Genomic DNA, 14,583 nt, shown 5'->3' with positions numbered 1-14,583 from the left:
TTCTGATTGTGTAACAGTACACAGATTACAGTTAGTGAATATGTTGAATGGATTGGAAGCATTTTTTGATTTTAAACTACAGTCAACATCCTAGTTCTGTAATTCTTGATATGATTTGGATCAAAAGCACTTTTGGATGTCAGGATACCGAAAATGATATGGAGTAGCTTACGCATTGCAGCTCCCACAATTGCCATATTATGCTTACCCTTCTTCTTTAGTCTTTGGCAAAAACTCACAATGATAGGATTGTGATTCTTGGCTACTATGGCAGGAAAGAAAAGGGCCTTACGTAATGTTTGTGAACCTGATTTACTTAATCTTGGTTTAGAATGTACAGATGAACCTGATGTTATATTTTTCGGTATAACTCCTGTATATGCTGCCAATTGCCTGGCATCTCTAAAAGCTTTTATGTCAGGGATTTCAGCTAAAATAGCCATTGCTGATTCCTCTCCTATTCCTGGAATAGTCAATAGAAGCTGAAAATTTTCCAACAATTCTTTGTGCTGCTTTAATAGTTTGCGTATGGAGTTTTTTATTATTTCTATTTTTTTAACTATATTCGTTGCAACAAGCATTTGCAACTTCTTTAGGCAGTCTCTCTTTTTTTTCTAGGTGGTTATTTACTAATTCTTTTAACGCAACTGAGCAACGATAAAGATGTTTTAATTTTTTCATTTCAGAAGAAGGTGGTGTCCAACGAGTTGGTTCCTGTCTTTGGCAATAATCAGCAATAATTTCTGCATCAGTCTGATCATTCTTTTGTCTTACGAGCTTACTCCTTGTATAAGATTTAATACAATAAGGATTTACAACACTAACAAAATGTCCAGCATTGTGCAGAAATTCAGCCAAAGCTTCGCTATAACAACCACATGCATGACTTTACTTCTTCCACATTATGCTTTTGTAGAAAACTCAGCAGACCTTGAAACCCAAGATCATCGTTCTTAAAGCTCCTTTTCCTAGTTTCACGCTTTTCTTTTTTACTTATGAATGAAAGAAAAACATCAAAGCGATCTTTTGATACATCAATTCCAAGAAAGTTGTTGATCATATATAACCCCATACGTTACCATTTAAAACGAAAAGTAAGGCTAACCTTGTGGATACAGAATTAGAGCCATTTAGGTCTTTCTACGATACCGTCCAGCCTATACTTTTGAGGAGGGAACTCTTATCTTTCTTACAGATTTTATATCTAAGAGGAGAAACAGAGTTCTTCCCTCCTCCACCTAATGCTTAAGCTTAAAACATTAGATGCTTTTTACAAGATACAAGAGGGGAAGCGGTAAAAATTATTTTAGATATTAAACGATAAAATTAGTAATTTATAGACTCTTTAAAAAAAATTATCTTATTTTAGATCAAGATTTCTTAAAAAATAAATATAACAAATAAGATATCTACCTTAAATGGTGTATCTGTTCAGCAGAGTGGCAAAATAAGGTAGACGAGAAAAGACAACTATAGGAACAAATGGGTGTCATGCCAGTGCTTGACACTGGCATCCAGTCCTTTTGCACAAAAAACGTTGTAAAGTGTTTACCAACTTAGTGCCTAATCTGGATCCCAGTGTCAAACACTGGGATGACAAGAAAGGGAGCACTGGTGTTCAGTATTTGTATATCATTAGCCATGTATCTGAACAGATACTAAATGGTTGCTATATTGGGCGTATTCTCTTAACTTGACGCGTATGCTTTTTTGAACGTTCCCGAGTTGAACTAAAAATTCGGTTTGACACACTTTTTTGAACATTCCCCAGAGTTCTTTGACTATAGTCCTAATAATTCTTTTTTAATTTCTTCTTTAATTGTATCAATAATCTCTTTATCAAGTTTATTTATTAAAGAATCATCAATGGTTGTGATATCATTTGGATTTTGTATCATTTTTTCAATAGCATCATCTATTTTTTTTACTCTTTCTTTATTAATTTTGTCAAACATAGGTTTAATCTTCACATAACCAGGAGCACCTTTACCATAAGTCCCTTTGCTTTTATTTATACAACCGCCAGCACCGTATATTTTATTAGTGTAGCTTTGACTACATTTTGTTACATCTTTATACTTAATCTCACCATTTTCTATATATGTTATTTTATTATCTTCAGTAAACTTCCTTCCTTTTATGATTGTTTCTTTTAAGTTTAAATTTTTCTTGTGAATTCTTGTTTGATCTGTTGTTCCTCCACCTGCAACTGTAATTAGTTTCTGGCAATTTTGCTTTTGCAAATCACATATTTTTATTGTAGGCGATCCCCCATTTTTATCTGATACATATAGCTCTCTATTGCCGCCTCCTTCTTTAACTTCAACCATTATTGTAGGGTAACTAGGGTCAATTTTTAATTGAGCTTTAATATAATCCCCCGGCATTCCTGGTCTACTTTCTGTAGACTGAGCTTTACCATTTATATGACCTGCTTCACCACCTCCCCATGCTTCTATTTCAACATAATCATACATCGATAGATCATCTGTATAACCATCTCCAAGCTCATAAGACTCTTTTTTACTCCTTTCAAGCTCCTGCTTCTTATTTCTCAATTGCGTTACTATTATTTCACGCAATCTCTTTTTTAAACCTTCTAAATCGAACCTACATAATTTATCAGCGAAAAAGACTTCTGTTCTATTTGCTTTAATTGGATTATCTAACTTCGTTACAACGCCATTTTCATCTTGTGAAACTCTTAAGTAAAATGGCTTGTCGTCCTTATCTACATACTGTGTTGAGCGACTACACACTCCATCAAAGCAAAGGCAACCATCATCACCTTGATTGCAATTTTTTTCTTCATGCTTTCTATCTGTTAATTCATATACTATCTTGCATTTGTTACAATTTTGTTTTGTATCTATCTCTTTATCCTCTTCTGTCACGCAATTATCTCTAGGCTTATTTTCTTCAGGAATGGAAATATATCCCTTCTTATTGAATATTATCTCATTCAGCTCATTTTGCGGCTTTGCTAAAACCTCAATTGTTTCATTACAAGGAAAATAATAAAGTTGATTCGACTCCTTTGAATAAACAGTATTGTATTTATTGTATCTTGCCCCCATTGATTTTAGCGGTATTAGCTCACTTTCTTTTTCAAGAGCAAACTCCTCCGGTTCTGGCTGCCAACCAGAAAGGCAGAGCATTTTACTTTTAGAATTTTCTTTATATTTTACTTCTATTTTGGGATATCCTGAGTCATCTAGTTTACACTTACCATCCTGAAATTCGTTACATTCTGTTTCGATATCAGGAACATAACCATACTTTTTTAAAACCTCAAACTGAGAGTTATTTTTTAATATACCTTCTATTATGTTATCGATATCGCTTTTACTGTTACTACTATCAGTTGTTTTTGCCACTATTGCCGGCTTTACTACTTTTAAAGGTAGATGGCCAACGTATGTAGGAGAATTCGCATTAACATAAAAAGTACAGACTCCATTATTGTGAGTTCCACGTGCATCATAAGTGCAAACGTTCTCACTCATCTTCATTTTTACTTTTAATGTATTTTCACCTTTACCCTCATCAGGCTTTGGTATGCTCACTTCTTCAAGCTCTGGAGCAGGCGGTGCTGGGAAACAGCGAGCAGGAAATTGCAATTTTCTTTCGGACTCTTCTCTCTCAGTACCATAATACTCAGTGCAGAGCCGACCTTTTTTTTCTATAAGTTTTAAAGTGATGGTGGGTATCTTTATCTGGAATAGAGTATGGAGCACTTTGAATATTCTCATTACTTGAAACAACGCGTGGAAAAGGTAGCTCCCTTCTTTCCTTCAGCTCACCAACAATGACTCCAACTCTTGGATGAAAGTAATCGTTGTCTTGGTTTCTTACAGGAACAATTCTAACTTGTGGAGGTGACATCGCAAGTTGCTCACAAAACGGAGGAGGACCGGGCGCAAGTGGCACAGGGACACATTGTACTTTTGTTTGATAGCAAACATCGCATTCATCTTTACCTACAGAAGTCGCACGTGCGAAAAGTTTTGTTGAATAGTCTGCACAAGCAATTTTTTGACTACAAGCACACACCTTAGGAGAATTGGCAAATTTTTCTCGCTCTTTTTCAGTTACATCTTTTGCCCACTCCCAGTTCATGCCATTTTCCAACTTATCTCCCTCTTTTGTTCCTTGCCAATCGATGAAAACTGCTGCAGAAACTCCAGCACCACTCCCTTGAGTTCCGTATATTTTTTGACAAGACTGTTTATTATACAATTCATAACAATTATCTCCTTCATAATCACACACTCTAATTCTCGGATTAAAGTAACCATCAACACCTTGATTTCTCACTGGACTCACTTTAATATTTTTTAATAGATGATCATCATAATTTACATTGCCCCAATCAAAGCTAATAATCTTCCACAAGCCTTTACCTGCCTTATTTACAATTTCTTCAGCATGAGTATTAGTTTTTACTAAGTTTGGACACCATGGAGCAGGGTACCCACTATTTGTACCAAGCAAAATTAGCACTAGGAAAAAAAATTTGACTTTAAACTTTACATCTCTCATAAAATACCGGTAACCACTTACTCACTTTCTCGCCCTTTTCCTTTATTGCTTCACACATATACTTTATAGTCTCTTTATTAGCCGAAAGCACATGTATTTCTTTCATATTTTTCAAATCTAGACTTAAAGTTACTAAACCTTTGTATTGCTTTATCAAAAATAAACCTTCCTGCGTTGGTGTTTGCAAAATAATATTCAGTTCCTCTTTCGATAGAGAAAGTACCTTTATGTATAACCTGTTTGCATTAACGTTCGGCATTAAGATTCTTGTATCAACATGTTTATCTAAATATTGAGTAAATTTGCTAGCAAATGCGAGATTCAAATTTTCAGTACTTAGGATTACCACAACATTTAGTTCCGTCATTCTTTGCATCCAGTCGTCAAACTCTTCCTCTGTAGGAAAAATATTACTTATCTCCCATGCTTCATCCAAAACAAGTATTGCAGGCGAGCCATCACATTTTGCTTCAAAAGAGTATAAAAAATAGTAAAGTATCACGGACATACATTCTTTTTGCTTAGTAAGATTCGCAGTATTGAGAGATATGGTTTTTGTTTCCCAGTCAATGTCTGACTCATCACCATCTTGGAATAAGTAAGCAAATTCACCATCACCACACCATTTACTTATTTTACCTCCAAGATCTGAAAGTTTTGCAAAAACTTGTGAAATAGAACGCAATTCCCTTGGTATATCAAATATAAGATCTACAACCTTTTTTATTTTTTCTTCTACGTTTATCAAATTCTCATCTGCAACCATTCTTTTTATCAGCTCGATCAGCATATTGCGATTAGAAACACTATCTTCAATGTTTAATGGGTTAAATTTTAGACTTTTATCTTTATGTTTTTGATTAATTATGTAATATTGGCCACTCACTGCTTTAGTAAAGATTATTGATTTTCCAGTATTATCTAATATTACAATCCTGGGATTAAATTTTCTTGACTCCGACAGTAGAAAATTGATCAGTGAGGTTCTGCCTGAATTTGGAGCTCCAAGTATCGTGGTATGACCATTATTTTTCTTTCCATGAAAGTTAAAAAAATAAGGGCTTCCTTTTTTTGAAAAAAAGACTGTTACTGCTTCTTTCCACCTTCTCCCTTTTAATGTACCCGATGTAAAATCGTGCAACATAGCAAAGCTGCAAGCATATTTTTCTAATATATTTTTCGGTTGTGTAACAAAAGCAAAGTTTCCAGGAAGCTGCGCCCAAAAATGATTTTCCATGTGTAGATCAGTTCTAAACATCATCAAACCGATTAACGACATTACAGAGGATAGATCGCTGATATTTTTAGCTAATCTGTTCTTATCATCTGCAAAGATTGTAAAAATAATTTTCTGTTGACAAAAATCCATAACAGAAGTTTTTTCAAGTTCTATTATTTCCTTTATTTCTGAATTTTGAAGTAAGGTGTTATCCTCACTGATCTGCAATATATTAATTTGTTTTTTGAATTCTTTGACTGCTTTGCTATTACTAGTGAATATTATTACCTCTGTAATAATAAGCTCAGAGTCAAGTTGCAAACACCTATCTATATTTTCCAAAGAGATTTCTCGATATTCCTTTATGCAAAAAACAGAACCAAACTTCTGTTGATTTCCAAATATTGTTTGAAATGTGTTGAATCCAAAAGCTACTTTTAGATTTTTAACATGTTGCGATAGATCCTTTTCATATATTGGATATTCTTTGTGGGTTAATGTAATAATGTAATGGAGAAATTCCATCATCTTAGAATATACTTTGCCCTCACTAAACCTAAGGCCCAGCTTTTTAGCTCCAAAAGGTTCTAAATCTTTTTGAATCAGACCAGTCACCCTTTGCAATTCTTGATGATTTTCTTGTAAGAATAATCTATGTTTACTCTTTATAACGCCAAAAAAAAAATGTATTACTAATATGTTTGCCAAAATCACTAAATAACACCACAATATACAGCTCATTTATATACTGTAATTTACTATCAGTTAGTTTATTAAACCATGTTGAATGTAGCTGATCGGAGAAGTCTGCAGTTTTATTCCACTGTAAGCTCAGTTTGTTGTGCTTTCGGACAGTATGAATCCAAACGGTAAAATATAAGCTTTTGATATTTTTTGATATGCTTTTTCTAATTTCAGTTCTAAGATCGCTGTGGTTATCAACTGAAGAATAATCTTCTAACTTAATTATTTTTAACAATTCCCCCTGTTTTGTTAGTATAGTTTCTTCATCGTAGTGGCAAGCATAAGGGATAAAATCTAAATTAATACTCTCTAGTAATGCTAAATTGTTCTTTTTTTTTAGACTGAGAGCTAGTGGCCGGTACTTTTAGCTGCATACAATATTATGCGTATTCAATAAAAAGATAACTAAAAAACATAAAACTTAATTCTTATCTTCTTTTTTGCTATCGGATTGTAACTGTATATCTTTTGCAAAGTTGAATTTTTCTTTCAAGTAATCTGTTGCTTTTTCTGTACTCCCAAACATCATGATCAGTACGCCAAACATTATCATGAAAAAAATCAGACCTCTGAACACTACTGCAAGTATCACTGTAGCTATACATAACCCTATAATTGTCGAAGGACTCATATTTTCCACAGTATCTTTAACTGAAAATGAAGAAAAAAAAGTCTTTAATGTTTCTGGTATATTTTTTAACTCATCACTTGCTTTGCTAGGACATGACATAAAGATAAAACTTAACAGGGCTACAATAGCAAAAACCCTACCCAATTGAATATGCATCAGCTAAATACCTTTAAGATACTTCTCAACTATAACAATTTTTACATCAATAGGCAAGAACCGAATTCACTTGTTCACCATAAGTAACTCATATTTAATTTTTACCATGCCGTAGCTCTTTATTGTCAATAAGAGGACTCACACTAATGGATGTCAATTTACTTGACAGAACATTTGAATGCAATTCAACTGCTGCTGCTATAGCAAACACTGCAGCCGTAGCAAATAGTACTGCTGCTCCTACTAGTCCTGATGTCATTGCTCCTGCAACAATGCACCCTATTGCTAAGAGAGCACAACCTGTTGCAAATGCAACGTGAAGATTTCTGTTATTGGGTTGTTTAACTTCACTCTTCTCACGATATTTAGAAGAGGGTCTTCTTCCGCTTGGCCCTTTGGGCCTTGTTTTGGTTAGGTGTACTAATTTTGTTTTTTCTTCATTCTCTATTTGTGGATCATCATCTTCTTCAACAAAGCTTAATGTTGTGCTTACGCTGCTCCTTCTACTACTTATTGGTGATGCCGAGTTTTCTTCTTTATTGTTTTCCATTGCTGTGTGAGGAATTGGATCTTTTTGATTAGTATTATCATTATCTTTAGCATCGCTATCGTAGCCACTTTCGTGTTCATCGCCTTTACTGGTGCTACCAGAATGATCTTTATTGCTGTTCTTGCTAAAAGCGTCAGCTATTAGTTCCATAATTATTTTTTCTATTTCCGTTCTTTTTGTTGAGTCTAGTTCTTTTGATTGCATTATTTCTTTTTTCAACTGTGGAAGAAAGTTTTGGGTGTAATAATTATAAGATTCTTCTTGCTCTTTCAGTGATCCTTTTAATTCATCTGGTGTTTTAGGACTGTTTCCTTGCTTGAGCAGGTTTATATGTTTTGCAATAGCCTCCCCATTTTGTCGTTCTCTCAGTAATTCTTCTAATTGAATTAATACCTTAGGATCGGCAGGACTATCTTTTTGCTTGAACAACTGTTTGCATTTTTTGGCAGTCTCTTGCACAGCTTCTCGCTTTTTTGTTACCGTTTCGAATATAATGTCGTACATACTCTCAGGCTTTTTTAAAGGACTTGGCATAGCATTCTTCCATACATAATAAAATGTATAGATACCTTTTTAGCGTTAATTTTACATTAAAACTGGACAATTATGCCATATTATGGATAATTATGGTTAACTATTTACTTCTACATTTCAATATAATTATTCGCTTGTTGAACTAACATATCTATTACTTCTCTTACGGATTTTTCCCTATCAACCATGCCAACACTTTGGCCAGCCATCAAAGATCCCATTTCAACATCTCCATCAATTACTGCCCTTCTTAAAGCTCCAGCCCAGAATTTTTCTATTTCAAGTTGCCCTTCTTCTTTTGAGGTCTGTCCATTTTGATATTTATCGATAATGTCTCTTTGATGCTTCATAAAATCGTCACTTGCTCTGTTAGCTATAGCTCTTACTGGAATTACAGGGAAATCAGCACTGATCTGTATAGAAGATACTGCATTACGCGCAGCTGATTTGATGAATACTTCTTTAAAATTTTTGTGAGCGATTGACTCATTAGTGCAGACAAATAATGTGCCTATTTGACAGCCACTTGCTCCCATCTCTAGGTAGTTCATTATCATTTCGCCTCTTCCTATTCCACCTGCAACAAACACCGGTGTTTTCTCATTTTTAAAATAAGGCAGTATCTCTTGTGCAAGAACAGAAGTGCTGACTGGACCTATGTGACCACCTGCTTCCATTCCCTCTATTATTAACGCATCTACTCCCATTTTTACTAACCTTTTCGCAAGGCTTAATGCTGGTGCAAAACACATAACTTCAATGCCCGCACTCTTGATTTTTTCTATATTAGGCTTCGTTGGTAGTCCACCGGCAAGCACTATATGGCTCACTTTCGTTTCAATGCACACATTTATCAACTCACTTAACTTTGGGTGCATAGTAATTAGATTTACACCAAATGGCTTATGAGTTAATTTTTGCGTTTCTATGATTTCTTTTTTCAGTAAGTCTGGAAACATTGCACCGCATGCAATTACGCCGAATCCACCGGCATTTGAGATTGCTGAAACCAAATTTCTCTCCGAAACCCAGCTCATAGCACCACCCATTATGGCAAATTCACTACCAAGAAAATCTGTTCCTTTTTTCCAGAGGCTATTTAACATATAACCTATATCATACGTTTAAAAATGTTTTGTTTATCTATAAATGTGTGCTTTAAAGCACCAAGTATATGCAAAGTTATAAAGACTACCATAAAATATGCAAGCATCGAATGTAGTTGATTAGCTGCACTAGCTAGCTCTTTGTTTTCATTGATTAACAAAGGGATATGAAAAAAATATTTGATCTCTTTGCTAGAAGCAGAAGACATGACATAACCAGATAGTGGCATTAGCACCATCAAAGCATATAAACCAAAGTGTATCGTTTTGCTCGCATTGATTACAAATCGAGAAAAATTGGCTGGTAATGGCGGAACATAAGTAAAGACGCGAAAAAATATGCGTACTATAATTAATCCAAGAACAGTGATACCGCAAGCCTTATGAATAGCGTATATGCTGAATTTAATTTCACTACTAATCGGCAAACTTTTCATGTACAAACCAGAACAAAGCATGCCAATAATAAGAGCAGACATTAACCAATGAATAATCCTTAAACCTAAACTGTATTTATTGTCTTTCATTAATTTTGATTACTCTAAAATAGGACTTAAAAAACTATTTTTTAGTCAAAATTATCTATACATAATTTTGCTGCCTTAATCAACACAAGTATAATAATTGTACGTGCAACATAAACATTGTCTATCAGATCATAAGGAGGTGGTGAAGTTTGTAAGGGCTTTTCTGTTGTAACGATAGTTGTGCCCGTGCAAGAAGCCTATTGACTTTAAGCACATTTTAGCCTATACAATTTCAATATCTTAAACTACCAAGCATGCCCGATCTAAAGACAATGATGTTAAACTTTGGACCACAGCACCCAGCTGCACATGGGGTGCTACGTCTTGTTTTAGAGATGGATGGCGAGGTGATCGAAAGAGCAGATCCCCACATTGGGCTTTTGCATCGCGGCACTGAGAAGTTAATAGAACATAAAACGTATCTTCAAGCTCTGCCTTATTTTGACCGCCTTGATTATGTGTCACCAATGTCACAAGAACATGCGTATTCGTTATGCGTTGAAAAATTGTTGCAATGTGAAATTCCAATCAGAGCAAAATATTTGCGTGTTTTATTTTGTGAATTGACAAGGATACTAAATCACTTACTGAATGTCTCTTCTCAAGCACTTGATGTTGGAGCAATGACTCCTCTTTTATGGCTCTTTGAAGAAAGAGAAAAAATACTGGAGTTCTATGAAAGAGCCTCAGGTGCAAGATTTCACGCAGCTTACATAAGACCAGGTGGAGTTGCAGCAGATATTCCAGAAGGTTTGATTGAGGATATTGCAAAGTTTATAGAACAATTTCCAAAGTATATAGATGATGTTGATGAACTTTTAACAGAAAATAGGATATGGAAGCAACGCACTGTAGGAATCAGTGAAATATCAATAAAACAGGCGCTTGATTGGGGCTTTAGTGGGCCAATGCTGCGTGCTGCTGGGCTCGCTTGGGACTTGCGAAAAAGCCAGCCATATGAGGTATATGATCAGCTAGATTTTGATATACCTATTGGCCAAAATGGTGACTGTTATGATCGTTATTTAGTAAGAATGGCAGAGATTAGGCAGTCTGTTAGCTTGATGAAGCAATGCATAGAGAAAATGCCTGAAGGGCCAATAAAAACTGAGGATAGAAAGATCTCTCCACCGCCAAGAGCAGAAATGAAAGGATCCATGGAAGCTCTAATTCACCATTTTAAGCTTTATTCAGAAGGATATCATGTACCAGAAGGTGAAGCTTACACAGCTGTTGAGGCACCAAAAGGCGAGTTTGGAGTATATATAGTTTCAGACGGTACCAATAGACCTTATAGATGTCGAATAAGAGCACCTGGCTTTGCGCATTTACAGGCCTTAGATTTCATGGCAAAAGGACATATGCTTGCTGATATTGCAGCAATTATCGGTTCACTCGATATAGTCTTTGGTGAGATTGACAGGTAAGATAACTGTAGTTTCATTCATTACATATTAACTTTCATCCTGATATCTATGCTATCCTTAATTCGCCAGATTATGAAATAAGAGATAAAATTGAGAGTAAAGTACGTACAATTCTTCCTTCCAAAAACATAATTAATGTAAAAGGCAGCGATATAAAGCAGTTGTGTTAAAAGTCAATAGAAAAATGAAAAATACTGAAAATAATTTTCACTTGGTAGGCTATAAAGCCAAAGATGTTTTGACACATTTTTACGTAATTTAAGTTGTAATTCTTAGCTTAAATTCTTTTAATAAGTAAGGAAGATATGAAGCTTTAGATTTAACAAGTTAAGGAATATGTGCTATAGTTTGTGTGGACGCAGGCTTTGTTGCATAGCTAGTGTTGGTTTAATGAAGGAAAAAAGCTTTAAAATGTATGGTACTAACACATTTTGTTGTAAAATAGGCATCTTTCAAACAAGTATAACTTATGCCACAAAAAATGAGAGTAAGTAACCAAAGAGAATATAACGAGTTTCTCAAAAAAAGAGGAAATATTTTTCACTTTATTAATAGAGAATTGGTATGAAAGCAGTCCGAAATCAGCTGGCGGCAACAATGTTTATAGTGATAAGGTTGTAGTTTTAGTACACATATCTATTTAGGATAGGTTTAAGGCAAGCAGTAGGTTTTGTAAAAGGGTACCTAGAAAAGATAAGAAAGGTTCTGAAGCTACTCTCAAGCTTCTAGGAGGCTAAACAAACTCAATATGAAGATTAATGATTGTAGAGTAAATAAAGATGATATAGAAAATATTGAAATTGCTATGGATAGCAGCATGATTAGTATTTACAGCAATAGTTTTCAACATCACAAAACTAATGTTGAGAAAAGGAAGTATAATTATTTCGCTCAAGTGAGAAAGTTACATATTACCTTAAATATAATGAATAAAGAAGTAATGGCTACAAGCGCTACTTTACGTGACAGTGTATTAGCGTGTAGCATGAAATGGATAATAAGAGCAATATTTTGTCTCTTCGTGCGGATATGATGCAACCAATGTGTACAAGATATGTAAGGAGCTCAATATTAAACCTATAATATGACCCATAAAGAAAGCAATAGTCTATAAAAAGAGAGATTATTTATCGGAAAGGAATAACAACATTAAAGTTATACAATCTTGTGAAAACTATGAGAAGGAGTGGAAAATGATGATGAAATACGGTTTGAGATCACATGTCGAAACTTTCTTTTTAGGTTTAATTGGATTTAGTTTCAAAAATAAATCTGAAATAAATCGTGAGAAAGAGTTAAGTGTTACTTGATTAATAAATTTACTGCAATCGGCATGCCTAAGTTCGAAATGGCTGCGGGGAACGTTCAAAAAAGTGTGTCAAACCAAAAAAAAAGTAATAAATTGATATAAAAAATGGAGGTTTGACATGAGTCAAAAAATAGCAAACAGAACTACAGGTTTGGTGGACTATAAAGAACTAGAAACAAATATTTTATCATCTATCAGAGAAGGTAAGCCGCTAACAGGAAGAGATGGAGCATTAACACCATTTATAAAAAGGCTGCTAGAGGCAAGTCTGGAAGGTGAAATAGAAAGCCACTTGTCTGTTGAAAGCGAGGAAAATAACCGCAGAAATGGGAGGAATGGAAAAACTTTACGTACAAGTGCAGGTTCATTTGAGTTGTTAACACCAAGAGATAGAGAAGGAAGTTTTGAACCCCAAATAGTCAAAAAAAGGCAAACAAACTTACATCCAGAGCTTGAAACGAAGATTTTGAGCACATATGCCAGTGGCATGGGGTACAGAGACATAGCGTCACATGTAGAGGAAATTTACGATCATAAAATATCCGCAGCAGAGATATCAAGTATTACCGACAAATTACTGCCAGTAATCAATGAATGGCGCGGTCGTCCACTACAATCAGTATACCCAATAGTGTTCATGGATGGCATGTTTTTTAAGGTCAAGGAAGACGGGCATTGCATAAGTAAATGTATGTATAACATATTAGCAAAATGGCAGAAAAGAAGTTTTATTTGGCTGAAAATGAGGGATTGGTTGGGAGTGCTAAACGATCTTAAAGAAAGATACCGTCTTGCTAGTCAACAAAAAAATTACTCAAGCTGTATCATAAAATCAAAAAATACTTCTGATTGTGTAACAGTACACAGATTACAGTTAGTGAATATGTTGAATGGATTGGAAGCATTTTTTGATTTTAAACTACAGTCAACATCCTAGTTCTGTAATTCTTGATATGATTTGGATCAAAAGCACTTTTGGATGTCAGGATACCGAAAATGATATGGAGTAGCTTACGCATTGCAGCTCCCACAATTGCCATATTATGCTTACCCTTCTTCTTTAGTCTTTGGCAAAAACTCACAATGATAGGATTGTGATTCTTGGCTACTATGGCAGGAAAGAAAAGGGCCTTACGTAATGTTTGTGAACCTGATTTACTTAATCTTGGTTTAGAATGTACAGATGAACCTGATGTTATATTTTTCGGTATAACTCCTGTATATGCTGCCAATTGCCTGGCATCTCTAAAAGCTTTTATGTCAGGGATTTCAGCTAAAATAGCCATTGCTGATTCCTCTCCTATTCCTGGAATAGTCAATAGAAGCTGAAAATTTTCCAACAATTCTTTGTGCTGCTTTAATAGTTTGCGTATGGAGTTTTTTATTATTTCTATTTTTTTAACTATATTCGTTGCAACAAGCATTTGCAACTTCTTTAGGCAGTCTCTCTTTTTTTTCTAGGTGGTTATTTACTAATTCTTTTAACGCAACTGAGCAACGATAAAGATGTTTTAATTTTTTCATTTCAGAAGAAGGTGGTGTCCAACGAGTTGGTTCCTGTCTTTGGCAATAATCAGCAATAATTTCTGCATCAGTCTGATCATTCTTTTGTCTTACGAGCTTACTCCTTGTATAAGATTTAATACAATAAGGATTTACAACACTAACAAAATGTCCAGCATTGTGCAGAAATTCAGCCAAAGCTTCGCTATAACAACCACATGCATGACTTTACTTCTTCCACATTATGCTTTTGTAGAAAACTCAGCAGACCTTGAAACCCAAGATCATCGTTCTTAAAGCTCCTTTTCCTAGTTTCACGCTTTTCTTTTTTACTT

The 14,583-nt window shown here is 34.7% G+C and carries 6 protein-coding genes and 5 pseudogenes; 3 read left to right on the top strand and 8 right to left on the bottom strand.

Annotated features, from left to right (window positions below):
• Positions 1 to 71 precede the first annotated feature (71 nt).
• From Wcon_RS05630 to Wcon_RS05600, 7 genes and pseudogenes are all read right to left on the bottom strand, one after another.
• A pseudogene (locus Wcon_RS05630) lies at positions 72 to 1,060 on the bottom strand (IS110 family RNA-guided transposase).
• Positions 1,061 to 1,781: 721 nt separating this feature from the next.
• Positions 1,782 to 4,542: pseudogene (locus Wcon_RS05625) on the bottom strand (FYVE zinc finger domain-containing protein).
• Complete coding sequence (locus Wcon_RS05620; protein WP_237350063.1) at positions 4,523 to 6,502, bottom strand: VirB4 family type IV secretion/conjugal transfer ATPase; 1,980 nt, start codon at positions 6,500 to 6,502, stop codon at positions 4,523 to 4,525. The pseudogene Wcon_RS05625 and the gene Wcon_RS05620 overlap by 20 nt, the downstream one beginning before the upstream one ends.
• A 424-nt stretch (positions 6,503 to 6,926) precedes the next feature.
• Positions 6,927 to 7,292 carry a hypothetical protein gene (locus tag Wcon_RS05615; RefSeq protein ID WP_114517531.1) on the bottom strand — a complete coding sequence of 122 codons (366 nt, stop codon included), beginning with the start codon at positions 7,290 to 7,292 and terminating at the stop codon, positions 6,927 to 6,929.
• Between the two features lie 94 nt (positions 7,293 to 7,386).
• Entirely contained in the window at positions 7,387 to 8,376 is a 990-nt protein-coding gene (locus tag Wcon_RS05610) for a hypothetical protein (protein ID WP_237350062.1), read from the bottom strand.
• A gap of 110 nt (positions 8,377 to 8,486) precedes the next feature.
• Complete coding sequence (locus Wcon_RS05605; RefSeq protein WP_114517530.1) at positions 8,487 to 9,482, bottom strand: NAD(P)H-dependent flavin oxidoreductase; 996 nt, start codon at positions 9,480 to 9,482, stop codon at positions 8,487 to 8,489.
• A 5-nt stretch (positions 9,483 to 9,487) separates the two neighbouring features.
• Positions 9,488 to 10,009, bottom strand: a complete 522-nt coding sequence (locus tag Wcon_RS05600) for a cytochrome b (protein WP_114517529.1) — start codon at positions 10,007 to 10,009, stop codon at positions 9,488 to 9,490.
• Between the two features lie 254 nt (positions 10,010 to 10,263).
• Between Wcon_RS05600 and Wcon_RS05595 the strand changes: the two genes are divergently transcribed.
• The 3 genes and pseudogenes from Wcon_RS05595 to Wcon_RS05575 all read left to right on the top strand — a co-directional run.
• Complete coding sequence (locus tag Wcon_RS05595; protein ID WP_114517528.1) at positions 10,264 to 11,436, top strand: NADH-quinone oxidoreductase subunit D; 1,173 nt, start codon at positions 10,264 to 10,266, stop codon at positions 11,434 to 11,436.
• 469 nt (positions 11,437 to 11,905) lie between these two features.
• Positions 11,906 to 12,847 (top strand): annotated as a pseudogene (locus Wcon_RS13365) (transposase).
• Between the two features lie 16 nt (positions 12,848 to 12,863).
• Positions 12,864 to 13,529: pseudogene (locus tag Wcon_RS05575) on the top strand (transposase); the annotation flags it as partial.
• A gap of 130 nt (positions 13,530 to 13,659) precedes the next feature.
• Here the strand turns inward: Wcon_RS05575 and Wcon_RS05570 are convergent.
• Positions 13,660 to 14,583, bottom strand: a pseudogene (locus tag Wcon_RS05570) (IS110 family RNA-guided transposase); the annotation flags it as partial.

The sequence above is a fragment of the Wolbachia endosymbiont of Cylisticus convexus genome (assembly GCF_003344345.1).
Note: the sequence above shows the minus strand (reverse complement) of the source record. Positions and strands in the feature narration are given on the sequence as shown.

Coding starts and splice junctions, on each gene's coding strand:
- Wcon_RS05620 (WP_237350063.1), bottom strand. CDS start 6,502: ATGAGCTGTATATTGTGGTGTTATTTAGTGATTTTGGCAAACATATTA.
- Wcon_RS05615 (WP_114517531.1), bottom strand. CDS start 7,292: ATGCATATTCAATTGGGTAGGGTTTTTGCTATTGTAGCCCTGTTAAGT.
- Wcon_RS05610 (WP_237350062.1), bottom strand. CDS start 8,376: ATGCCAAGTCCTTTAAAAAAGCCTGAGAGTATGTACGACATTATATTC.
- Wcon_RS05605 (WP_114517530.1), bottom strand. CDS start 9,482: ATGTTAAATAGCCTCTGGAAAAAAGGAACAGATTTTCTTGGTAGTGAA.
- Wcon_RS05600 (WP_114517529.1), bottom strand. CDS start 10,009: ATGAAAGACAATAAATACAGTTTAGGTTTAAGGATTATTCATTGGTTA.
- Wcon_RS05595 (WP_114517528.1), top strand. CDS start 10,264: ATGCCCGATCTAAAGACAATGATGTTAAACTTTGGACCACAGCACCCA.